This window comes from Myxosarcina sp. GI1, from assembly GCF_000756305.1.
Classification (GTDB): Bacteria; Cyanobacteriota; Cyanobacteriia; order Cyanobacteriales; family Xenococcaceae; genus Myxosarcina.
Window position 1 is genome coordinate 54577 of record NZ_JRFE01000052.1, and the last position, 23968, is coordinate 78544.

The 23968-nt window shown below is 39.2% G+C and carries 24 protein-coding genes and 1 pseudogene; 17 read left to right on the plus strand and 8 right to left on the minus strand.

All coding sequences use genetic code 11. The features are described from left to right. Positions 1 to 120: 120 nt before the first annotated feature. Positions 121 to 1182: a uroporphyrinogen decarboxylase gene (gene hemE / locus KV40_RS27620; protein ID WP_036487966.1), complete on the minus strand. Its 1062-nt coding sequence runs from the start codon at positions 1180 to 1182 to the stop codon at positions 121 to 123. A gap of 200 nt (positions 1183 to 1382) precedes the next feature. Between hemE and KV40_RS27625 the strand changes: the two genes are divergently transcribed. Both KV40_RS27625 and glsA read left to right on the plus strand, forming a co-directional pair. Continuing rightward, positions 1383 to 2768: an ankyrin repeat domain-containing protein gene (locus KV40_RS27625; RefSeq protein WP_036487969.1), complete on the plus strand. Its 1386-nt coding sequence runs from the start codon at positions 1383 to 1385 to the stop codon at positions 2766 to 2768. 247 nt (positions 2769 to 3015) lie between these two features. Continuing rightward, complete coding sequence (glsA, locus tag KV40_RS36865; protein WP_036487972.1) at positions 3016 to 5037, plus strand: glutaminase A; 2022 nt, start codon at positions 3016 to 3018, stop codon at positions 5035 to 5037. Between the two features lie 216 nt (positions 5038 to 5253). Here the strand turns inward: glsA and KV40_RS27635 are convergent, their stop codons facing one another. Continuing rightward, positions 5254 to 5910 carry a cyclase family protein gene (locus KV40_RS27635; RefSeq protein WP_036487974.1) on the minus strand — a complete coding sequence of 219 codons (657 nt, stop codon included), beginning with the start codon at positions 5908 to 5910 and terminating at the stop codon, positions 5254 to 5256. 149 nt (positions 5911 to 6059) lie between these two features. Between KV40_RS27635 and KV40_RS27640 the strand changes: the two genes are divergently transcribed. The 3 genes from KV40_RS27640 (at position 6060) to KV40_RS27650 (ending at position 7949) form a co-directional block, all read left to right on the plus strand. Next, positions 6060 to 6632 carry a thioredoxin domain-containing protein gene (locus tag KV40_RS27640; RefSeq protein ID WP_036487977.1) on the plus strand — a complete coding sequence of 191 codons (573 nt, stop codon included), beginning with the start codon at positions 6060 to 6062 and terminating at the stop codon, positions 6630 to 6632. Between the two features lie 94 nt (positions 6633 to 6726). Further along, positions 6727 to 7062: a DUF3082 domain-containing protein gene (locus KV40_RS27645; protein ID WP_036487979.1), complete on the plus strand. Its 336-nt coding sequence runs from the start codon at positions 6727 to 6729 to the stop codon at positions 7060 to 7062. A gap of 92 nt (positions 7063 to 7154) precedes the next feature. Continuing rightward, positions 7155 to 7949, plus strand: a complete 795-nt coding sequence (locus KV40_RS27650) for an MOSC domain-containing protein (protein ID WP_036487981.1) — start codon at positions 7155 to 7157, stop codon at positions 7947 to 7949. A gap of 355 nt (positions 7950 to 8304) precedes the next feature. On the opposite strand, the gene KV40_RS27655 is transcribed toward KV40_RS27650, so the two are convergent. Both KV40_RS27655 and KV40_RS27660 read right to left on the minus strand, forming a co-directional pair. Further along, positions 8305 to 9018, minus strand: coding sequence for a glycine zipper family protein (locus KV40_RS27655; protein WP_036487983.1), 714 nt, complete (start codon positions 9016 to 9018; stop codon positions 8305 to 8307). Between the two features lie 78 nt (positions 9019 to 9096). Then, entirely contained in the window at positions 9097 to 9855 is a 759-nt protein-coding gene (locus KV40_RS27660; RefSeq protein WP_052056017.1) for a hypothetical protein, read from the minus strand. 76 nt (positions 9856 to 9931) lie between these two features. On the opposite strand from KV40_RS27660, the gene KV40_RS27665 reads away from it, so the two are divergent. The 3 genes from KV40_RS27665 to KV40_RS27675 all read left to right on the plus strand — a co-directional run bounded on the left by KV40_RS27665 (position 9932) and on the right by KV40_RS27675 (position 12993). Then, positions 9932 to 11128, plus strand: a complete 1197-nt coding sequence (locus KV40_RS27665; RefSeq protein WP_036488062.1) for an ISAs1 family transposase — start codon at positions 9932 to 9934, stop codon at positions 11126 to 11128. Between the two features lie 611 nt (positions 11129 to 11739). Next, positions 11740 to 12561 carry a hypothetical protein gene (locus tag KV40_RS27670; RefSeq protein ID WP_036487985.1) on the plus strand — a complete coding sequence of 274 codons (822 nt, stop codon included), beginning with the start codon at positions 11740 to 11742 and terminating at the stop codon, positions 12559 to 12561. A gap of 171 nt (positions 12562 to 12732) precedes the next feature. Beyond that, on the plus strand, positions 12733 to 12993 hold the full coding sequence (locus KV40_RS27675; RefSeq protein ID WP_036487988.1) for a hypothetical protein: 261 nt from the start codon (positions 12733 to 12735) through the stop codon (positions 12991 to 12993). A 217-nt stretch (positions 12994 to 13210) separates the two neighbouring features. On the opposite strand, the gene KV40_RS27680 is transcribed toward KV40_RS27675, so the two are convergent. Together KV40_RS27680 and KV40_RS27685 are read right to left on the minus strand one after the other, a co-directional pair. Next, entirely contained in the window at positions 13211 to 13984 is a 774-nt protein-coding gene (locus KV40_RS27680) for a transporter substrate-binding domain-containing protein (protein WP_036487990.1), read from the minus strand. Positions 13985 to 13998: 14 nt separating this feature from the next. Beyond that, entirely contained in the window at positions 13999 to 14985 is a 987-nt protein-coding gene (locus tag KV40_RS27685) for an adenosine kinase (protein ID WP_036487992.1), read from the minus strand. Between the two features lie 270 nt (positions 14986 to 15255). On the opposite strand from KV40_RS27685, the gene KV40_RS27690 reads away from it, so the two are divergent. The 7 genes and pseudogenes from KV40_RS27690 (at position 15256) to KV40_RS27710 (ending at position 20526) form a co-directional block, all read left to right on the plus strand. Next, positions 15256 to 15468 (plus strand): hypothetical protein, encoded by a 213-nt coding sequence (locus tag KV40_RS27690; RefSeq protein WP_216595752.1) that lies wholly within the window; start codon positions 15256 to 15258, stop codon positions 15466 to 15468. Continuing rightward, positions 15468 to 15725: pseudogene (locus KV40_RS37495) on the plus strand (hypothetical protein). The gene KV40_RS27690 and the pseudogene KV40_RS37495 overlap by 1 nt, the downstream one beginning before the upstream one ends. Positions 15726 to 15730: 5 nt before the next feature. Then, a complete protein-coding gene (locus KV40_RS33810; RefSeq protein ID WP_081942957.1) occupies positions 15731 to 15901 on the plus strand; it encodes a Uma2 family endonuclease in 171 nt (56 codons plus the stop codon). A gap of 73 nt (positions 15902 to 15974) precedes the next feature. Beyond that, positions 15975 to 16979, plus strand: a complete 1005-nt coding sequence (locus tag KV40_RS27695) for a hypothetical protein (RefSeq protein WP_156114211.1) — start codon at positions 15975 to 15977, stop codon at positions 16977 to 16979. 273 nt (positions 16980 to 17252) lie between these two features. After that, a complete protein-coding gene (locus tag KV40_RS27700) occupies positions 17253 to 17447 on the plus strand; it encodes a heavy-metal-associated domain-containing protein (protein ID WP_036487996.1) in 195 nt (64 codons plus the stop codon). A 53-nt stretch (positions 17448 to 17500) separates the two neighbouring features. Then, a complete protein-coding gene (locus KV40_RS27705) occupies positions 17501 to 19777 on the plus strand; it encodes a heavy metal translocating P-type ATPase (RefSeq protein WP_036487998.1) in 2277 nt (758 codons plus the stop codon). 212 nt (positions 19778 to 19989) lie between these two features. Then, the gene (locus KV40_RS27710; protein ID WP_036488068.1) at positions 19990 to 20526 is read left to right on the plus strand and encodes a cupredoxin domain-containing protein; all 537 of its coding nucleotides are present in this window, start codon (positions 19990 to 19992) and stop codon (positions 20524 to 20526) included. A gap of 183 nt (positions 20527 to 20709) precedes the next feature. On the opposite strand, the gene KV40_RS27715 is transcribed toward KV40_RS27710, so the two are convergent. Together KV40_RS27715 and trpS are read right to left on the minus strand one after the other, a co-directional pair. Next, on the minus strand, positions 20710 to 21603 hold the full coding sequence (locus KV40_RS27715) for a methylenetetrahydrofolate reductase (protein ID WP_036488001.1): 894 nt from the start codon (positions 21601 to 21603) through the stop codon (positions 20710 to 20712). 159 nt (positions 21604 to 21762) lie between these two features. Further along, positions 21763 to 22773, minus strand: a complete 1011-nt coding sequence (gene trpS / locus KV40_RS27720) for a tryptophan--tRNA ligase (protein ID WP_036488003.1) — start codon at positions 22771 to 22773, stop codon at positions 21763 to 21765. Positions 22774 to 22940: 167 nt separating this feature from the next. Between trpS and KV40_RS27725 the strand changes: the two genes are divergently transcribed. After that, positions 22941 to 23585 carry a transaldolase family protein gene (locus KV40_RS27725; protein WP_036488070.1) on the plus strand — a complete coding sequence of 215 codons (645 nt, stop codon included), beginning with the start codon at positions 22941 to 22943 and terminating at the stop codon, positions 23583 to 23585. A 135-nt stretch (positions 23586 to 23720) separates the two neighbouring features. Continuing rightward, on the plus strand, positions 23721 to 23912 hold the full coding sequence (locus tag KV40_RS27730) for a hypothetical protein (protein WP_036488006.1): 192 nt from the start codon (positions 23721 to 23723) through the stop codon (positions 23910 to 23912). Positions 23913 to 23968: the final 56 nt, after the last annotated feature.

Sequence of the window (23968 nt, forward strand, 5' to 3'; positions counted from 1 at the left end):
AGAGAGTAAAATTTGCTACTCGCTACTCGCTACTTGCTACTTCCTCTTTACCATTTCATAATCATGCAATACCAAAAATTTTGTCCTTTTGCCCCACCACAATATCTTTTAGGTTTTTTGCTATGCAGAAACCATTAGTTTATCTGCTTGTTTAGCTGTCTCAAAGAAAAAGCGAACATTGTCTTCGGGAGTGCCAACTAAAACCCCATGTCCCAAATTGAGAATGTGACCTCTACCTCCTGCTTTGCGGATCGTATCGAAAATGCGATCGCGAATTACATCTTGAGTACCAAACAAAATTCCAGGATCGATGTTGCCTTGTACTTTCATTTCTTTTCCTAGTCTCTGTCTGGCTTCTGCCATGTCTACACTCCAGTCAACGCTGACAATATCCACACCAGATTGACCCATTCTTTCTAATACTCCCGCGCTACCGCTGATGTAGAGAATTAACGGGGTATCAGGATGAGTTTCTTTAACTTGACGAACTACCTGTTGCTGATAGGGTAGGGCAAATACTTCGTAGTCTTGGGGACTTAACTGACCCGCCCAGGAGTCAAATAATTGTACTACTTGCGCTCCACAATCGATTTGATAGCGCACATAAACGGCGATCGCATCAGCAATCTTAGTCAAGAAACTATGAAGAAGCTGCGGTTGCGAGAACGCCATGCCTTTAATAATCGAATAGTTCTTAGAACTTTTACCTTCAATGGCATAAGCAGCCAAAGTCCAGGGAGAACCGACAAAACCCAAAACTGTAGACTTATTACCAACCTCGGATCGCAGGCTTTGCAAAATGGTTTTAATAAACGGTAAAGACTCCTCTGGATTTAGAGAATGCAATTTGTCGATTTGCTCTTGAGTACGAATGGGCGTATCGAACATCGGACCTCTGCTTTCAACGATATCAAAATCGATCCCGATCCCTGGTAAGGGAGTCAAGATATCGGAAAACATAATTACCCCATCGGGCTGAAAGGCGTGCCAGGGTTGCAGAGAAATTTCAATCGCAATGTCGGGATTTTCCGAGCGTTCGCGAAACCCAGGATATTTGTCTTTGAGATCGCGATAGACTTTCATATACCTACCCGCTTGGCGCATCATCCATACAGGAGGACGTTCTAAAATTTCGCCGSGAGCCGCTCTTAATAATAAGGGAGTTGATGATACTGCGTTCATATTAAATTTATTTATATAATTTTTTAGCGCAATTGCTAGCTTACCATTTGGCTAGGGTTAGATATCCCCCTCAGATTGTTTAGTTATGTGAAGGGGATTGAGATAAGGGCGATCGCTATTGAAAATCTGAATGCTCTCCAAGTTTTAAAATCATGGCAACAACTATGTAATAAATAAAAATTAAATAGAAAAAATATAAAATGTCAGCTTTTATTTGGTTGTGGGTTCTAAGTTCATCTCTTTGTTCAATAATTACCGCAGTTATTGCCAGAAATGCTTTTGGAACTGGTTCAAGCCAGCTAATTCAAATTGCATTTGTAGTTTATTGGATTTCATTGGGACTAGTGCAATGGAAGGTATTAAATCCATATATTTCCAATGCTTATATTTGGGGCTTAGTTACCATTGTTGGCGGAATAATTAGCTCATTTTTACTTGTAGCGGGTTGGGCTGTAGCTTTAGGATTTTTTCTCAGAAATGTCTCTTTTCCTTTCGGAAGTTCTAATTCTAGTAGTGGGAATTTTTTGATATCTTCTATCCTGGCAATTCTTTTTTTATTTGGCTCTGGATTTTTACTAGGATGGTTGCAAAAGTTAGCTCTTCAAAGCTCGATCTCGTCAGTTAATATTAATTATATTGCTTGGATAACTGGTTTTACTTGGCTATTAGCTGCACCATTGTTGGGAATAGTATATTTTTCGCTAGCAAGATATCATCCTTTCTCCTATATTTTGTTGGTGACTATTTTTGCCATATTTGCCAACTTGGTTCAAGGCTCAGTGATAAGACAAATACTATCTTCTAATGGATTAATATCAGAAGATATTTTATCTAGGAAGATGATAGCCTATATTTTAATAGTATTAATTATTGCTTTTAGTTTCGCTTATCCTATTAGATATAGAATTCTAGAAGCAATCGGGTTTACTGAAGTATTACATGGGGCAGTAATAGATGGAAAAATTAATGCTCAAAAATATCTTGATGGTGGCGGAAATCCTAATGGCTTAGATAAATATCAAAACTCTTTATTACATAGTGCTACTAGGAAAGAAAATCTACCTTTAATAGAATTATTAATTGCAAGAGGTGCTGATATTAATATTCGAGATAAGGATAGAGAAACCTCTTTGCATAAAGCTAAGAGTAGAGAGACTGCGGAATTGTTGTTAGCAAATGGAGCAAAAGTAAATGCCCAAAGTAAAAACGGCAATACTCCTCTACATTATATTCGGACATTGGATTTAGAAGTTGTGGAGGTATTACTAAAATATGGTGCAGACCCAAATATTGCTGGTTTTGGTGGAAAAACTCCTTTATATTCTGTTCGCAATTGCAAGCAAGCAAAAATATTGTTAGAAAACGGTGCTAACCCTAACGTTCAAAATAAAGAAAAAAATACTCCTTTGCATACAATATTTAGAGTCGAACAGATTGAAACTAGCGAAAAACTAAAAATAGCAGAGGTTCTAATTCATTATGGTGCAGATGTTAATGCTAAAGATAATCGAGGTAAAACCCCATTGAATTATTCTAACAAGAAAGAAATCGACGAATTGCTAATTGAAAATGGTGCTAGATATTAACATCAAAAATAATTCTTTAGCTGTTTTATATAACTCATGATTAAGTATAATTTTGAGAACAAATAATATTTTTATGTTTGTGTTGTAAGCACGTATGATAAATAATTACGATAACAAAGTAACTCAAACTGAATTTTAGTTCGTTTAACGCTTACGTAAATAACTTGGCAAAGAAGGCGGATTTTTTATTTCTGGTTAGTTGCGATATAGTTATGACATTAGTAAGGTGCGATCGCAGTTTCTCTAAATGAACGATGGATTTAGTTTTAACCCTGCAATTAAAGATTTTTCTGGCTTTGATAAGTCTCTAAACGACTTGCTTCAAATCATACATCGTCAATACCTACCACTTAATGAAGGAGAAGTAGCTGCTAATCTTCCCGAACTTGCCAATGTCGCTCCCGATTGGTTTGCAATTAGTGTTGTGGATGTCAACGGCAATCGCGCTGAAGCTGGCGATACTGCCGAACTTTTTCCCATTCAATCGATCTCCAAACCGTTTGTTTATGGAATGGCTTTAGAAACAAGGGGAGAAGATTACGTTCTCGATCGCATTGGAGTCGAACCTACAGGGGAGTCATTTAACTCAATTATCGAACCCGAAGAAATTTTTAAGCGACAGTATAATCCTTTGGTTAATGCTGGTGCGATCGCAACTACGAGTTTAATTCCAGGTCGAGATCCAGCAGAACGTTCCGCTAAACTGCGAGAGATGTTTCGCCGCTACATTGGTCGAGAGGTAGAGGTAAATCAGGCTGTATTTAAATCGAGGCAAAAGAGCGATCGCCTCAATCGGGCAATTGCCTATATGATGCTCAACTTCGATCTAATAGAAGGGGAAATTGAGGAAATTCTCGCGCTTTACTTTCAGCAGTGTTCGTTGATGGTTAACACCAACGATTTGGCAGTTATGGCAGCTACCTTAGCTAATGGTGGCGTTAACCCAATTACTAAAAAACAAGCCATAGATGCGAGTTATGTTAAAAACTTGCTCGGCATTATGTATACCTGCGGATTATACGATTTTTCGGGGCAGTGGGCTTACAGAGTGGGTATTCCAGCTAAAAGTGGTCTATCGGGGGCAATTATTGGTGTCGTTCCCCAACAAATGGGTATTGCCGTTTTTTCTCCCCGTCTGGGCAAACATAAAAAAAGCCTGCGGGGAGTAAAAGTATTTGAAACGCTATCAAAACGCTGGCAAATACATATTTTCGCTCCAATTCGTTTGCCATCAAGTATTGATGATAACTCTGGTACTCAATCCAGTCATAGCTGCGATTTGGATTCTTCCTACGAGCATCAAGACTCACACTCTAAGCCCATCGAAAAACCAGCAGCACCAGGCAGCCAAATCGTAACTGAATATTTAGCAAGTTTACATCAACGTTACTTACCCCTCAGAAAGGGCAAAATCTATCAAAGCGAACCAGGCTTAGTTAACATCGCTCCAGATTGGTTCGGGATTTGTATGGTTACGGTTACGGGAGAAGTTTATACAGTAGGTGATTGGGAAGTTCCTTTTTTAATTCAATCAATCTCTAAAGTCTTTGCTTACGGTATGGCATTAGAAGATTGGGGCAGAGAGAGAGTTTTAACTAAAGTAGATGTCGAGCCAACGGGAGATGCCTACAACTCGATAATTAAGCTAGAAACCCAGACAAAACTCCCTTATAATCCTATGGTGAATACTGGCGCGATCGCTACTACCAGTTTGATTCAGGGTAATAGTTCTGCTCGTAGGCTCAACCGAGTTTTAGAGATGTATCGCCGTTACATCGGACATCAAGTATTTATCGACACCCCGACTTTGGTTTCCGAACAAAATCATGGCGATCGCAATTGGGCAATTTCTTACCTGCTACGTAACTTCAACATCATTTCTGGAGATATTAAACCAATTCTCGATCTCTATCTGCAACAATGTTCTGTTTTACTAAACTGTCGCGATCTAGCCATGATGGGTGCCACGTTAGCTAATAACGGTGTTAATCCCATAACCAAAGAACGGGCAATTAATTCTGAATACGTCAGAGATTTGCTCAGCGTTATGTATACCTGTGGGATGTATGACTTTGCAGGAGAATGGGTTTATAAAATTGGTTTTCCTGCTAAAAGTGGTGTAAGTGGCGCAATTATTAGTGTAATCCCAGGCATCATGGGTTTGGCTGTATATTCACCTCTTATCGACGAACGTGGCAATAGTATTCGCGGCATAAAAGTTTGTAAAAATCTCTCTCGAAATTACAGGCTGCACATCTTCGATAATTAACTTGGAGTCAAAAGTCAAAAGTCAAAAGTCGAAAGTCAAAACTAAAATGCCTAACTCATAAAGTTTCCAGTAGTTAAAGATATTTTAAATCTTCTGTCCACTACTATAAAATAAACTTTCTGCTTTGCAGGCGCATTCGCGCCAAAGCGTCGCTCCGAGCGTCGCGACTTGCGGCGATAGCCGCTGCGTTTTCACTGCTTTCACTGCTTTCACTGTTTAAAGGGGTTTTAAAATAGCGCGAGCCAAACCTGCATCTCCATCTTGAATTTTAATCGGCAAACAGATTAATTCGTATTCACCAGGGGCGATCGCTGAAAGATTTAAACCTTCAATTACCCAAATACCAGAACCCAATAAAGCGTGGTGAACTTCTACTACATTGCCTTGATAGCCACCTACAGAAAGGTAATCAACTCCTACAGTACGTACTTGTCGTTCTGCTAGATATTCCGCAGCTTCTGTAGAAATATAAACAAAATCTTCAACAAAATCATCCTGTTGGTAGCAACGCTCGGAGTTGACCGTTTTAAATAACACGCGATCGCCTGCCTGTAAATTATGAGGTGCAATTTCTGCTACTTTAATCGATTCTGTATCTTCGATGCCAATTACTCTAGCTTTACCAATGGTGGCATCCAAGGGCATTTTATCGATTCCCAAACCGCCTTTAATAAAGTGATTTAACCCATCGACATGAGTGCCTGTATGGCTGCCTAATGTCAACTTGGAAACGTTGCAAACATCACCGTGCGCCAGACACAAACTAGGTTCTATCTTAATTCCAGGGTTGTCAGGCCAATGAGCCATACCCGTATGAATAGTTAGAGAAACATCGATCCAATCACTAGAATTATTTGCTGACGATACTGACATATTGGTAAGTTTGAATATTTGATCTGAAGCTATGTAACAAGATCTCAAAATTACCCAAACTAATGTCTCTATCTCAAGATGTAGTTTTTATCGCCGTAAAGACTGTCAAGATAATAAAAAGCAATTAAGAAAAAAATTATCGATCGATCATGCCAATTCCTATACCTAATAAACCTAGTGGCTACAGACTAGGTAATACAGATGCACCTGTAATGGTTGAGATGTTTTTCGATCTAGAATGCCCGTTTTCTAAAAAAGGCTGGAATACCTTAATTAAAGTAGTTGAACAGTATCGCGATCGCGTCTATTTTATCTTGCAGCCCATGACTTTAGGCAATCATCGTCAAAGTTGGGATGCTACCAAAGCAGCGATCGCCGTAGCTGGAGACGATACGGATAAGTTTATTGATTTTGTTAGTTATATTTATCGGCATCAAGAAGAGTTTGCCAACGAAGCTTCTAAAGATAAAACCCAAAGAGATTTTCATCACCTTTTAGCCAGCTATGCTGCCGATGGTTTTGGTTGGGATAAACAACAATTTATCGATCGCCTGGAAAGCAAAGAAATTTACAATTTGGCAAGAATACCCGCTCGTTTGGCAATTGTGCGTGGCGTTTGGTCTACTCCCACCTTTTTTATTAATGGTGCAGAAGCTACCGATTTATCTTCACAGTCCAGTTTGGAAGATTGGCAGCAGACTATTGATTCTCTTTTAAGTTAAGTGAATAGTACGAGATTTGCCGTCCAAGATTGTCTACGATCTAAGTAATCTAAAAATAAAAACTTAGCGCGTCGCCATCTTCGAGCGTCTTTTTATGAGCGAAAATACACCCCAGAATCTCAGTTCGGCAGAGTCTCCAGAGAAAAAAATTACGCTTCTACGCTGTTGGACGGCTTCTATTCTCTCTGGGGGATTGGCAACCGCGATTTATTTTTTAATGATGTCTATCGTCCAAACTTATGCTAACAAGCCAGTTACTTCAGCCAACCCAGTAGTAGTTAATTTAACTGTAGCAGTAAGAACGCTCGTCATTGGTATGGCTGCTTTAGGAACTGGAGTTTTTGGTATAGTAGCTCTTGGTTTATTTTTACTGGGTATTCAAGTAGCAATTCAAAATCTTCAACGGCGTTTTTCTAAAAAATCTGGTTAGCAATGAGCAATTATCAATTAGCAATGAGCAATTATCAACGGATCGCTAAACACTGTTAATTGTTCACTGTTCACTGTTCATTGATAAATGAAATGGCTTATCTTGCTGGTATTTATATTTATCCCATCAAATCTTTAGACGGAGTCGCTGTAAAAAGTACGAGATTATTGGCTAGTGGCGCGATCGAACACGATCGAGAATGGGCTTTGTTTGACGAAGAAAATAAATTTGTCAACGGGAAAAATAACGCCAAGGTGCATTTAGTTAGATCGTCTTTCGCTAATGATTTTAACCAGCTTACGTTAAATATTCACAATGGCGATAGCCAGAAAGTTTTTAATTTAGATCGAGATAGAGAGGATATAGAAAACTGGTTAGGCGATTATTTTGGCTTTCTCGTCAGATTAAAAAGAAACATTCAAACAGGCTTCCCCGACGATCTTAATGCCAATGGTCCCACTGTTATTAGTACCGCCACCATCGAAACAGTAGCATCTTGGTTTGACAATATTAGCGTAGCTGAAATGCGATCGCGCCTACGGGCTAATTTAGAAATAGATGGCGTACCTGCATTTTGGGAAGATCGCTTATTCGCCAGCGAACACGATACCGTTTCTTTTAAAATTGGGGATGTTTTGTTTGAAGGTGTTAATCCCTGTCAGCGTTGTGTAGTTCCTACCAGAGATACTCTTACAGGAAAGGGCGATCCGCAATTTACTAAAAAATTTGTTGCCAAACGTCGCGAAACTCTACCTGATTGGGCAAATCGCGATCGCTTCAATCATTTTTATCGCCTCAGCGTCAATACTAATGTACCGCGATCGCAAGCAGACAAAGTTATTATTCTGGGTGACAAAGTAGAAATAGTTAGTAGTTCGTTTAATTAAGCAGTTAGCATTTTATTCACAATAATTCTTATACTTTTGATAGATAACAAACAAAAGCAAAAAAAATGTGTTTTTGAAAATTTAAGCTAATATCATTTCTCGTAAATATGATGGCAGGGATTAGGAAGCGGTGGTTAGAGATTAGGGAAGATAAGAGTTATGAGGTTTTCATTTATACACAAGAGCATCTTTGTCTCTCTTATTACTTTTGAGAAATGGTGTAAATTAAAATTCCTAAAAAAACGCCCGACTTTAGAGTCGGACGCTTACTATTTACTAGATGAAAAAACTTGCTAATTTTCTAGATACTGTTTGTTTTGCTCAATTAATAATGCTCTAGAAACGATCGCGAAATTTAGAGATCTTTTTGAGTCTTGTCAACGATAAATACTTCTGCTTCGTTGTCGTTATCGATATCAATTTTCTTGGTAGCATCTTCTCTAGTAACTGTTTCGCGCCGTTCGGTAACGACTTCATTGCGACTTGCCATAGGACGATTATCGTTTACTACCTCCCTATCTTGGTTATCAAGATCGCGAGCGTCATAAATTTCAAACTCTTGAATGTGGCGATCGCGCAAAATAGAGGCTGCTGATTCTACTTCATTTTCCGTACCCGTAACCATGAGTAAATAGTCGCCAGCCTTAATGCGATCTTCGTAGACTTTGGCTTTTTCTTCGGGGATACCCAAACCGACTAAAGCACCGACAATACCACCTGCTGCCGCACCAATACCAGCACCTGCGAGGGTAGCGGCAATTTCAGAAATTCCTACTCCAGCGGCGAGGACGGGTCCTACACCAGGAATAGCCAATACGCCAGCACCAACTAAGAATCCACCAATACCGCCTAAAACCGTACCAGTAGTCGCACCAATACCTGCGCCTTCTGAAGCTTCATTACCGTGTTGTTCGGTTACTTCATCTGCACTCTCTACACCTTCTAGATCTCTTGCTAGTAGGGAGACATTATCCATATTGAAGCCATTATCTTTAAGAGCGCGTAGCGCGTTTTCTATATCTTCTCGACTTTTAAAAACGCCTGTGGCTCTTTTATAGTTAGTTTTCATTTCTCTATTTATCATTTTTCCTTCCTAAGTTGAGTGTTTACAATCTTTTTGAAAAAGTATTTTATTGCTCGCAAAAGATTATTCATCTAATGCCGAGGGATAAACATCGTCGGCAACAATTACAGGTCTATCGGTGTATCTAGACTCAAATTCACTAATAGTATTGGAGTCCCATCCCAACTCGGCATCTTGCTGAAGCATATTTGTATCCAGTGGTTGCGCCATTCCAGTAACCACTATTGTTTCTCCTTCTTGTAACGCGCTGCCTTCTGCATTGAGGTCGCGATTATTAACACCGACGACCATCAAACCAATATCATCGATCCAACCATCTTCGTAGAGTGACATAGTGTTAGAGGAAAATAACTCACCTACTTCACCCTCTACGGCAATAGTTTGGTTATAGAAAGCATCAGGATTTTCCGCTAAATCTTCAATAGTCGGTGCTAGAGCTACAGAGTCGGCAACAATAGCAGGTCGATTTTCGTAGTCTACATACAGTTCGTCATCTAAATCTATGCCGTATTCTCTTTCAATGTCGGCAATAACAAATTCTCTAACCGTTCCCGTTGCCTGAACTGGTATATCGTCGCTGGGGCGAGTAACGGGGACAGCATCAGCATTGAAGACCAAAAATGGTTCGCCGCCAAAAAATTCATTGGCTTGAAGTACAAAACCAGACTCGTCTAATTCTCGTTCTACGCCACTTCTGACCGTTACTGTTTGACCGACATATTCGTCGATATTGCCAGTAATTTTTTCAATAGTAACGTTGGTTTTATCATTTCGAATTTCTTGGGCAGTTAGTTTGCCAGGGAGTAGCTCTATTGCAGTCAAACCAGGGTAAGCGCAAGAAAAACTAGAGCAAAATATGGTAGATGAAAAGAGAAAATAAATGACCTCAGAAACTACTATGGCTTATGGATTTGCCAGAAAAATAGACTTAGAAAAGCAGAATATAACAGCTAAACAAACGTTACAAGAGTGGGTAACGTTTTTTGAGACGCTAGAAGACCCCAGAGGCAAACAAGGAAGAGAACATGATTTTCTAAGTATTGTCATGATTGCCATTTTGGCGGTGATTGCAGGAGCTGAGGGCTGGGATGATATTGAGCTTTACGCTGAATCTCATCAAGTGTGGCTCGAAGAATTATTGGAGTTGAAAAATGGAGTTCCTCATGCCGATACATACCGACGAGTGTTTGCATTAATTAATCCAGAATCGCTACAAAGCTGTTTTTTGAGCTGGGTCAAACAAATCATCAAAGAAACAAAAGGAGAGATAATTGCCATTGATGGTAAACAGTCGAGAGGTTCATATAACCGAAATCAGAAAAAATCGGCACTCCACGTAGTTAGCGCCTGGTCAAATAAAAACCGTTTGGTGTTAGGACAGGTCAAGGTCAAAGACAAAAGTAATGAAATCACCGCAATTCCTGCCTTACTAGAACTGCTAGATATTAACGGCTGTATTGTCACTCTTGATGCTATGGGAACTCAAACAGAGATTGCCGACCTAATTATTCAACAAGGAGGAGATTATGTTTTAAGTCTCAAAGCAAATCACCCGACTCTTCTAGATTCAGTCAAACAATGTTTTAATCCGCTTAATCTTCGAGATGGAAAAGAAATAATATCTGAGTGTAGCCATGAATCGAAGATTGAAGCTGGTCATCATCGTCTTGAAAAAAGATTCTGTTGGGTATTGCCCGTAATTCAAATCAAAGGGCTTTACCAACAAGAGCAATGGAATGAACTCAAAACAATTGTCATGGTGAATCGAGAGCGACATTTGTGGAATAAGATTCAAATAGAAACTCAATTCTACTTAAGCTCTCTATCTTGTGATGCCAAGCTGATTAGCAGAGCCATTCGCCAACATTGGGGAATCGAAAATCAACTACATTGGATTCTCGATGTTACCTTCAATGAAGATAGTTCGCGAATTCGCCAAGGGCATAGTCCTGAGAATTTCACTCTTTTGAGACGCATGGCAATTAGTCTTTTGAATCAAGAAACTAACTCTAAGCGTAGTCTAAGGCAAAAAACGAAACGAGCTGCTATGAATTGCAATTATATGTTTGATGTTCTTCTTTCTGCTTTAAAGTAGCATTTTTTTCTAGTCTATTTTCTTGCGCTTACCCTGGCAGTCAAACCTAGCGCGATCGCTCCTGTGTAAGCCAATATTTTTCTAGTCGTGCGATGTTTAAAGTAGTTTCTAAAAGTCATGATTTATTATTGTTTAATTAGTAAAATTGCCGAACACCCGTCATAGTTTTAAATACAATCGAACGAGTTAATAAAAGCAATTATTTTGTGTTTGAAAAAGTATTAGCAAAATTAACTAAATCGATATCGCTGTACAAAAACATTTACCTCGTTGAAGTGTAGGCACTGAAAAACCCGATAGTCACTTGCTTTCCAAACTTTTAAAGTTCGAGCTTAACTAAAAAACTTTTTTTAATGTTTTAAATCTAGCAAGTCTCTCTATTAAACACCGTAAAAAAAATAAGTCTTTGTTTCATACATCTAAAGTCTTATCTTCAAGGCTTACTTTTGAAAGGATAAATTATGATAATTATTTCTACTAATAGATAGATATTTATTGTTTTTTGACCCTCTAAGATTTTATAGGCGTACTTAAAAATTCAAACCATTTCAATTTTTTTTTGAATTTAAGGCGAAAAACATTTTTATTAACTTAATAATCTGAGGGAAAATATGAAGTTTGATAAACTTTTTTCTAAACCAATATTTTTAGTATTAATAGCAGTATCCTTATTAGGGTGTAATACTAACGAGCCTGAAGCAGAAATTCCGACGGGAGATAGTACGGTCACTCAAACAGAAGAAAATGTTACTACAGGTGAAGTAGCAGAAAACACCAGCGATTTGTTGGGTCAGACAGTTACGATTAGAAGTAATGCTTTAGAACAAATCGAACCAGCTACTTTTACCGTAGCCGACCAGGAATTTTTTGGTGGAGAAGATATTGTAGTAGTTAACGCTAGTGGCGAACCATTTGTATTGCCTACAGATAATGACACAGAAGTACAGGTAACTGGAGAAGTAACTGAGTTTATTGTGTCCGATATTGAGTCGGCTTACGACCTGGATTTAGACCCAGATCTATATGTAGAATACACCGATAGACCAGCTATTATCGCTCAATCACTGGCGATCGCTCCAGAACCAGGAGAAATAACTTCCGATCCCAGCCAGTATTACGGTCAAACTCTCGCCGTTACTGGAGAAGTAGAAGATATCTATGGCGATAATGTTTTTTCTCTCGATGAAGACGAACTATTCGGTGCTAATGATTTATTAGTATTAGTAACCGATCCTGTCGATGCCGTACAAGATAATGAAACTGTCGCAGTTACTGGAGAATTACGTTCTTTTGTCGTTAGCGATATAGAAAGAGACTACGATTTAACCTGGGACTTGGACGTACAGCGAGAAATAGAAGCAGAATATACTAATAGACCAGTGTTAGTTGTCGATCGTGTTTATCCTTCTGCTATTCCTGGAGTAGCTAAATAAACCACATTGCATTCATTAGTAGCTATTACCAGGAAAATTACATTTCAATAATGCAAACAATGCGACCGATAATAGTATCGGTCGCCAAAATAACTAATTTTTTTTACCGCCCTCGCTTTCCCCCAAACGCTAAAATCAAAAATAAGACAAAAATTATAAATACTAAGATCGATGCCGCGACTAAATCTTTATAGCCTGTCGATGCAAATAAGTCGGATGTTCGAGCGTGGAGAGTCTTGGTTCTGTACTGCTAAAGTAAGAGATTGGCTTAAAGAACGCAACGAAAACCCCGATGATTATGAAATATTGTTTCACGAAAAACCCGCACCGCCAGATTCGGGTTTAATTATCATGCAGGAAATAGAATTACGGCGCAAAGATGGCAAACCCGTCGATTCCTGGCTACAAGAAGAAATTAATCGATATACTTAAAAAGAGAATAGGGAGTAGGAAACGGGGAACAGGCAATGGGAAAATATAATATCGTTTTAGTTTTTAGTTAAGTTAATACAGATGGTTGACGCGGGGACAGTGAGACTCAAAGACACGGAGAAATTATCTATCTCAGGTATTCTCTAGATTGATATAAGAGGTAAATTATGTAAATTATTTTGACTTTTGACTTTTTACTTCCTACTTTTTACTTTTTTTAAAGTCCCCAATATTCGATTCTCTCCTGTAGCCAGCCAGATTCTTGCCAACGAGCGATCGCGTCATTGACCTTATCTCGCAATTCTTGATACTGCAAACCTCTCGGCATCACAATAGATAGAGGTGCGCCTGAAAGTCTTTCTGGTAATAATTTATATTCGGGATATTCTTGTATCCAACCAGTTAACACGCTGCGATCGCCTGCAAACGCATCGGCTTGTTGGGTTTCTAATAGCTTTAAAGCTCCTGCATAAGAATCTACGCCGATTAAAGTAGCGTTGGGAAGTCGATTGCGAATAACGGCAATAGTAGCTGAGTTTTCCAAGACGGCAATAGTCGCTCGACTCAAGCTGTCTATATTTTTAATGTTTGCATCTTTAGTAACTAAACCCGTACCGTCTAAATAATAATAGGGACTAAATTCTACTATTCTAGAACGAGAAGTAGTTACAGAAATTCGGGCGATCGCTAAATCCACCTTATCGTCTAACACCACCTGCAATCTTTCTTTATTACTAACGGGTACAAACTCTATAGCTTCTGAGTCACCCAATAATTCTGCTGCTAATTTACGAGCAATATCTATTTCTAATCCTGCTAAATTTCCTTTAGCATCTGTAAAACCCAAAGGACGCAAATTATCTTTTACTCCAACTATAATTTGTCCGCGATCTTTTATTTCCGTCCATTCAGCAGCCACAGAAAAACTAGGAAGCGATAAGGCTGTTATCGTTCCTATAGCCATAGCCAAATTAAAAAAACTTTGTTTCATTTATTGAAATTACTTCAAAGTTTTTCCAAAAGAGCGCGAGTTTCTGACGTTGGCAGACGCGCACCCAAACTAGTGACTAGTGTTGCTGATGCCAAAGAAGCCAACTTACCTGCTTCAGCAAAGGTCATATCGTTAGTAATACCGTAAAGTAAAGCACCTGCATACATATCTCCAGCACCCACCGTATCGATCGCCTTAACGGAAACTGGATCGATTTCAATTAAATTATCGCCGTCAAAAATAATCGAGCCATTAGCACCGCGAGTAATCGCAAATCCTTTCGCCAGAGTTTTAAGATAGTCGATCGCTACATCAAGATCTTCAGTATCAGCCATCAGCAAAGCCTCACTTTCATTGGCAAACAGAAAATCCACACCAGAACCAATAATTTCTAACAATCCTTGCTTAAAAAATTTCACCATATTTAAATCGGCGAGGCTAAAAGCTACTTTACTACCTGCCTCATGGGCGATTTCTCTAGCTTTAATTGCTGCCTGTTTGCTAGCTTCGCCACTTACGAGATAGCCTTCGATGTAGGTGTATTTAGCATCTTTAATTGCTTCGGGAACCAATTCTACATTAGAAAAAGTGCTAGAAATTCCCAAAAACGTATTCATGGTGCGATCGGCATCGGGAGTAACAAACACCAAACATTTACCCGTTACCCCTGATTCTGGATCGCGATCTGCCAAATTTGTCGCTACGCCGCAATCTATGAGATCTTTAGTATAAAATTGCCCTGGTTCGTCATTAGCAACCTTACAAGAGTAAAAAGCCTTACCGCCAAACTGACTGACAGCAATTAAAGTATTAGCCGCAGAACCCCCACAAGAGCGTTTGGTCGAATGTTCTTGGAGATGACTCAAAATTTTGTTTTGACTCTCCTCATCCAGCAAAGTCATCACGCCTTTATCTATACCCAAGTCTTGCAGAACCTCTGGAGAAACTTCAAACTCAATATCTAGCAGAGCATTTCCCAAGCCATATACGTCGTATTTCATAAAAGTTGTTTAAAAGAGCGATTTCAAAGTTACTAGATGCTATTTCCGTCTTCCGCGTTTTGCGTTACCTAGTCTTAAGCAAGATACCATAAATAGATAGTTGTTATCATGTTGGTCGTCGATGGCGATCGTAATAATTAAGCCAAGATCGTAATTTTTAGGTTCAAAATTATACAGATTTAGAAAATAGCTAAAACGGGTACAAATCAACCCGCATTTACACTCAAAAAGTGTTTGAATTATTTTGATATCATTTTATAAAGGTAAAGTATGTCAAAAGTTATGTTAACTGTAGAGCAAATTGAAGCTGCTATTCTCAAGCTTCCACCTGACAAGTTTAAAATACTACAAGAATGGTTTTTAAATCTAGACCATCAGCAATGGGACAAACAGCTAGAACAAAACATTGCTAATGGTAAGCTAGATGCTTTAGCTAGAGAAGCAATCTCTGATTTTGAAGCAGGTCACTACAAAGCAATCTAATGCACTACACCACTCGCCGATTTTGGGAGTGCTACAACTCTTTAACTAAAGTAGCGCAGCAAACCGCAGATCGTTGCTACGAATTGCTAAAAAGCGATCCGTCACATCCATCGCTACATTTTAAGAAGGTTGGCAAATAACGATCGGTCAGAGTAGGACAAAGTTATCGAGCATTAGGTGTGGAAGTCGAAAAAGGTATATTGTGGTTTTGGATCGGCACTCACGCAGAATACGACAGGCTAATTGACAATCGGTAGTTTCTATGTATATCGATTGTGGAGTCAAGCTAGGCTGGTTGATTAATCCTGACGAAAAACAAGTAGAGATTTATCGCCGCGATCGCGTCAAAGAAGTATTAAACAACCCTGAAAGTTTATCTGGTGAAGATATTTTGTCTGAATTAATTGTCGATTTATCTTCCATACTGAATTGAATGGCGACTGCTGTTGACTATAGTAGTACTGTTCCTATATAAACAGGAAATAAATACTTCTATTTAAAGTAAAATGGCTCTAATATCGTTATTGTTTTTTATGATAGTTATATTTCTATTTCCAGGTTTAATATCTGCCTGTATAACTTTATTACTACCCAGACAACTTATAACAACATATATCAAAATTTTTATAATAATAGCTATTTGGTTTTATGCTCAGACAATTCAGATTCCCTATCCCAACAATCTTAGCGATCGCTTTGCAGGATTAGATGAAGAAATATTTTGGGCTAATGTCATAACCGCTATCTTAGCTATTTTACTCAAAGTTGCGTTTATTAAAATTAATAATAACCATAGACACAATAGCTCAGTATCAGCAGAATTTATCGATCTATATAAAGATGTTTTAAGAGGAATCAATTACTTAATATCTGTTGTTTATGGATTGCTTGCAGCCTATCTTCTTAATTTGTTTTACGGAGATATGTTTGCAGGTTTTCAACCAGCTTATTTAGCTTATTTGCTGTCTGCTATTAGCATAATTGTTTTTTGTAGCTTTACTGTCTTGTTAACATCACCTTTACTAAACAGTAGCTATACTGTTTTTGATAGACACTTTCGTTTTTTTGCTTATAGTTTATGTGCGGCAATGTCGGCTTTACTTATTTTTAGCTTAAGTATTCCTCCATTAGTTGTAGCAAAAACTAAACAAACAATAAACATCCATTCTAAGACAAACACAAAATATTGTATTCAGGTGCTTTCTGCGGGAGGTAAACAAAGATATCAAAATATAACTACATTATTAGATTTGTCTCCTTTGACCATGTGGTCAAAAGCTCTAATCGGTAGTCCATTTGGTTGGGGAAGACCTTATTTTCATGCTCTATTAGTAGTAAAAAAACAAAGTTCGACCGCTTTATATAATTGGTCTTATAAACAGAGACAATGGAATATTTTAGCACCGAATTTTGCTAAAAAGGCAAGTATAGACCAACCTGTAATTGTATGTAAGCCACAACGAAATTACATAGAGCAAATTCCTTTGATAGTCTCCAAAAAAAATTTATAAATGAATGTATAGTAGGCATTATAAACAGCTATTTATTACCACAAGCAATTTTGCTAATGCATACTCATAATCAAATTTCGCTTTTCTGTGCCGAGTAATTTGGTGGGTAATTGACTATTAGTGTAAACAACAAAACAATTTGATAGTAGCCAATGGATTGGGTTGAGGCGCGAAACCCAAAACTTAATACTTTGTCTAACTAATAAACGGCTTGACTCTCTAGTTAGCTTGAGAGTTTAAACTAAAATTAATAAACTTAAAAATTTAAAAATTATGAATATACAGCTAAAAGTTCCCGATATGATGTGCGGTGCTTGTGGTGAAACTATTACCAAAGCAATTCTCACGGTAGATCCCAAAGCTTCGGTAAAAGCCGATCCCGAAACCAAACAGGTAACGATAAATACTGAGGCTTCCGAGTCGTCAGTAAAAGAAGCGATCTCATCTGCTGGATATTCTCCAGCTTGAGACGTGGCAGTCGGGATTAAAAATCGGTAGGGAAACAGAGGAATAAGAAGATTATGACTTCAACTACACATATAGAAAACTTAAACCTTAAATTGAAAGGTATGAGTTGTGCTTCCTGCGCTAGCAATATTGAAGAAGCAATTCGGGCAGTACCAGGAGTAAGGAAATGTAACGTTAATTTCGGTGCCGAACGTGCGGCGATCGAATATAATCCCCAACAAACTAACTTAGAAGCAATTCAGGAAGCGGTAGAAAAAGCAGGCTATTCTTCTTATTCTCTTCAAGAACAGGAAATGGTAACGGGAGAAGACGACGCAGAAAAAAAGGCTCGTCAGACAGAATCTCGCGATTTGCTGCGGAAGATAATTTTTGGTGGCGTAATTAGCGTTATTTTAGTCGTTGGTTCTCTGCCAATGATGACGGGGTTAGAAATTCCCTTTATTCATAGCTGGTGGCATAATCCCTGGCTGCAACTAATTCTGACTACTCCCGTAATGTTTTGGTGTGGTTATCGTTTTTTTAGTGGTGCCTGGAAATCCTTTAAACGTCATGCTGCTACGATGGATACCCTGATTGCTTTGGGTACGAGTGCGGCGTATTTCTATTCTCTCTTGGCTACTCTGTTTCCTGGCTTTTTTGTCAGTCAGGGTTTGCAGCCAGAAGTATATTATGAAACTGCGGCAGTAGTTATTACTTTAATCTTACTGGGGCAATGGTTTGAGAATCGAGCCAGGGGACAAACCTCGGCAGCAATTCGCAAATTGATGGGTTTACAAGCTAAAGATGCCAGGGTAATTCGTAAGGGACGAGAAATAGAAATTCCCGTTCGCGAAGTTCAAATTGACGACATTGTTATCGTTCGTCCTGGTGAAAAAATTCCCGTCGATGGTGAAATAACTGAGGGTTCTTCTAGTATCGATGAAGCGATGGTAACGGGGGAAAGCTTACCCGTTAAAAAACAGCCAGGAGATGAAGTAATTGGCGCGACGATTAATAAAACTGGCAGTTTTAAATTTAAAGCTACCAGAGTCGGTACGGATACGGTTTTGGCGCAAATTGTCAAACTGGTACAGGATGCCCAAGGATCGAAAGCACCAATTCAAAGATTGGCAGATAAAGTGACGGGTTGGTTCGTTCCCGCAGTTATTGCGATCGCTATTGCTACTTTTGTATTGTGGTTCGTAATTATGGGTAACGTCTCTTTGGCTTTAATTACTACCGTCGGCGTGTTAATCATTGCCTGTCCCTGTGCTTTGGGTTTGGCTACTCCCACTTCAGTAATGGTCGGAACTGGTAAGGGTGCAGAAAACGGCATTTTAATCAAAGGTGCAGAGAGTTTAGAAGTAGCACACAAAATTCAAACGGTAGTTTTAGATAAAACTGGTACCATTACTCAAGGACAACCGACAGTAACTAATTACGTCACCGTTAGAGGCATTACCGACAGTCAGGAGTTAAAGCTGTTACGATTGGTAGCCGCAGTAGAACGTAATTCCGAACATCCTTTAGCTGAAGCGATAGTAAGATACGCTCAGTCGCAGCAGGTAGAATTAATTGAAGCAGAAGACTTTGACGCGATCGCGGGTAGTGGCGTTAGAGGTGTAGTTTCCGATCGCACCATACAAATCGGTACCCAACGCTGGATGTCGGAGTTGGGTATAAATATAGAGGCTTTACAATCACAAAAAAATACTTGGGAAGCGGAAGGCAAAACCGTAGTTTTAATTGCCGTAGATGGGGAAATAGAAGGCATTATGGGGATTGCCGATGCGATTAAACCAGCCTCACCCGAAGCTGTGAGAGCTTTACGCAAGTTGGATTTAGAAGTAGTGATGCTGACGGGAGACAACCAAAAAACCGCCGAAGCGATCGCCCGTGAAGTAGGCATTGTACGCTTCTTTGCCGAGGTTCGCCCCGATAGTAAAGCAGAAAAAATAAAAGAACTACAGCAGGAAGGCAAAATTGTGGCGATGGTGGGAGACGGAATTAATGACGCACCTGCTTTAGCTCAAGCCGATGTCGGTATTGCCATCGGTACGGGAACGGATGTGGCGATCGCAGCTTCCGATATTACCCTGATTTCTGGCGAACTAGAGGGCATCGTCACCGCGATCGAACTAAGTAAGGCAACAATGGCTAATATTCGTCAGAATCTATTTTTTGCCTTTATTTACAATACTCTAGGTATTCCCATCGCCGCAGGAATATTGTTCCCCATTTTTGGCTGGCTACTCAACCCAATTATTGCTGGTGCGGCAATGGCGTTTAGTTCGGTTTCGGTGGTAACTAATGCTCTAAGATTGCGGAATTTTAATAGCTCTAGGCTCTAAGCTTTAAGCTGTGAGCTATTAGCTATCAGCTTTTAATATGAAATACTTAAATGTTTGCTACAAAAGGATGTGGATTGGTGACTGGGCAAAGGTTCCTAATCCCTAATTCCTAATTCCCGATCCCCAATTATGTAGCATTCTGTTTTGGAATTGATATAAATATGAGCGATCGCGCTCATGAACCCACGCAAATTTCCGAATGGATTGATGTTATGAACAGTAAGAATAAAATTGTTAGCAGTTTGGCAGGATTGGGATTTTTTTTGGTTTTAATTACCAACAGTGCTTTAGCTCAAAATCCTGAAGTAGAAATGCCTGCTGCGTCTGGAGAACAAACGAGTTTTCAAAAAATAGAACAGCCTTTAAGCTTAAAACTCGTCGTTGCTTTAGGCGGTTTGGGTTTAATCGGTGCGGAACTTTGGTGGTTTATGTTTAGTAAGACCAAAGCCTCTCAAGCCGTTACTCAGAAGGGAATACAAGAAGTAGAAATTGTTGTCGATGGCGGTTACGAACCCAGTTTAGTAGAAGTTGAAGCAGGGCGAAAGGTAAGATTAAACTTCTTAAGACGCGATCGCAGTAGCTGTTTGGAAAAAGTTTTACTACCAGATTTTCATATCGCTAGAGATCTAACCATCGATCGCGTTACGCCAATAGAATTTACTCCCACTCAACCTGGAGAATACCCTTTTACCTGCGGCATGAATATGTATCGCGGCACCATAAAAGCGATCGTTTCCCAAACGGAGTGACAGATATAGTCGTTCCAATTAATTTCCTTATGGTTTAAATTATCGTTTCGAGGTAATGGGTAATGGGTAATGGGTAATAAGGAAATAGGAAGAAAACAGTACATATTTTCCTACGGTTTTTATTTGAAATGACTATAAATTAAATCAAATTTTCTGCCTTTTGCCTTTTGCCTTTTGCCTTTATTAATTCCAAACTGGCTCAACTCCTGCCAAATCTAAAATTTCGGGAATCAATTCTTCTTTTTTGACCGCCATCATGTGAACTCCCGCGCAGAGAGTCTTAGCTAGTTTAACCTGTTCGGCAGCAATTTTCATTCCTTCCTGGAGCGGTTCTTTAGCATTTGCCAAGCGTTCTATTGTGGCATCTGGAATATTAACCCCTGGAACATAGTTGTTGATAAACTGAGCATTTTTGGCTGATTTGAGTAAAAATATGCCCGCCAGAATAGGTTTGTTGTCGATACAGGCAATTTGATTCATAAACTTATCGAGCTTATCAAAATCAGTAATCATCTGACTCTGAAAAAATTGCGCTCCCGCTTCTAATTTTTTCTCAAAGCGTTTTTGCAGACCAGACCAACTTTTAAGCTGAGGATCGACAGCCGCACCAGGAAACAAATTTAAAGGTTCGTCTGGCATAGTTTTATCGTTAAAATCTACGCCGCTGTTTAGTTTGGCAATTAATTTAAGCAGTCGAACCGATTCTAGTTCAAATACGGATTTTGACTTTTTATGATCTCCAGCCTTTATCGGATCGCCCGTAAGAGCCAGAATATTGCGTATGCCCAAACCGTAAGCACCCATTAAGTCTGCCTGTAAGCCAATGCAGTTGCGATCGCGACAGGCTATCTGGCAAATAGGTTCGATGCCGTGCTGTAATAAAATCGTGGAAGCAGCTACAGAAGACATCCGCAGTACGGCACGACTACCATCGGTAACGTTAACGGCATGAACTCTGCCTTTAAGTTGTTTGGCTACCTCTAGCATTCTGACAGGATTGCCTCCTTTGGGGGGAGCGACTTCAGCGGTCACTAAAAATTGTCCTTCTGCAACAGCTTGACGAAAGTTTTCGGTCATATCGATTGGTTATAAATTAAATTTTTAATTATTGCGGTATTAAATCTAATGATGGCTAATAGTTGCGATCGCACTTTCTTAGGAAATTTTATATCAGTTATTAATTATTGAGTTTCTATCTTCTTTAATGCACTCACCATCTACTGTAAATATGGCACTTTACAAAGGTGGTAAATAACCTAAAGCGTCTTTGACTCTAGCTAGAGTTTGATTGGCAACTGAAGCAGCTTTAGCCGCACCATCCCGCAATACAGAGTCTAGATAATCTTTATTATCCATAATTTCACCATACTTTTCTTGTATGGGTCGCAAAGCTTCAATTGTAGTTTCGGCAAGCAATGGCTTAAACTGCCCCCATCCCATATCCTGGCATTCGGCAGCTACTTCGGCTTTGGTTTTTCCCGATAAAAGCTGATACAGGCTAAGTAAATTGTGACATTCTGGGCGTTCTGGATCGTCAAAGGTCAATCCTTTTATGGGATCGGTTTTACATTTTTTAATTTTTCTTTTAATAACATCGGGAGGATCGAGAATTTCAATACGGCTTAATTCTGAAGGATCGGATTTAGACATTTTTTTCGTACCGTCTGCCAAACTCATTACCCTCGCACCTTCAGAACGAATTAAAGGATCTGGCACTTTTAAAATCGGTTCTTTTTTCTTGCCAAATTTATCGTTGATTCTACCTGCAATATCTCTGGTCAATTCTAAATGCTGTTTTTGGTCTTCTCCTACTGGTACTTTATCGGCATCGTAGAGTAAAATATCTGCTGCCATCAAGACAGGATAATCTAACAAGCCTACTCCCACATTTTCTCCTTGTTTGAGAGCTTTTTCCTTAAATTGAATCATTCTCTCCAACCAGTTTAAGGGCGTAACGCAGTTGAGCAACCAGGTAAGTTCGCTGTGTGCGCTAACGTGAGACTGCACAAAAATTGTCGAGCAATCTAGATCTATACCGCAAGCTAAATAGATCGCAGCCATGTTGTAGGTATTAGCTGCCAGAACTTTAGGATCGTGGGGAACGGTAATAGCGTGTAGGTCGGCAAAAAAGAAAAAGTTTTCGTAGTGGTGTTGAATTTCTACCCAATTGGCGATCGCACCTAAATAATTACCCAAATGTAACTTACCAGTAGACTGAATTCCAGATAAAACTCGCTGTTTACTCATTATTTAAAACTTTGTCCGCTTACGTGCTTGCTGCTGGTTTAGCAACAGATCGGGAAATTCCCACAATAAATTAGTATTACACGTTTCGCTCGTTCTCCGATCGCCCTTAGTTTTTGCAGCGCAATTTAAACTAAAATTTGTGGCAAGCCATTTTAACTAACAGCAATATGATTTATCTCGATTCGGCAATTGTAGAAGAAGCAAAAATAGCCGTTAGCTTGGGTTGGATAAAAGGCATTACCACCAATCCAACTTTACTGGCAAAAAGCGATTTAACCCCCGAAGCTACTCTCAAGCAGTTAGCTGCAATTTGTCCTGGAGAACTATATTACCAACTCTGCGCTACTGACTTTGACGGCATGGTGATAGAAGGTACAAAGGCTAGAGAAATAATTGGCGAGAAGACGGTACTTAAAATCCCTGCAACAGCTTTGGGCTTTCAAGTAACAGCTTATTTATCCTCAGACATTCCCTGTGCGGTGACGGCTATCTACAGTGCTGCACAAACAGCAATTGCAGCAGAAGCAGGGGCAAAATATGCGATCGCTTACGTAAACCGAGCGACAAGATTTTTAGGAGACGGTTTGGCGTTGGTTAGAGAAATGTCAGAGATTTTAGAAGGTAGCAATACCAAAATTCTCGCCGCCAGTCTTAAATCTTCTGAAGAAGCTGCCGCTACTTTGAGAGCAGGAGCGCACCATCTTACCATCCCTCTTTCGATTTTACAGCAAATGACGGTTCACGAATTATCAGAAAAAACTGTTGTAGAGTTTCAGGAAAAGGGCAGAGGAATTAATTTAAAAAAGCTTTAAGCCGTAAGCTAAGAGCTACTGCGAAGCGGTTAAATCTATCTTTAGAAAGATAATAAATTCACTCGCCAGAAATGCAAACTTAATAATTATCACTGCTACTTTGAATAAATAAGATTAAACTGCAAATAATAAAAAATGAATACTTTCTGGTTGAGAATTATTGCTTTTGGACTATTGTTAATGTTGGTGCTAGCTCCATTTGCTGGCTTTGCACCTTTGTTTTTAATTATTTTGGTTGCTGGTGCATTCTGGTTTTTGGGTTCGATACTACAAGTATTAGTTTTTGGCGAATCAAAATCTCAATCTAGAGATGCGACTAACGAATAGAGCAAATAACCTTCTACCTAAAGCAACTGCTCTAAATGTAAAGACGTTTTTTGGAA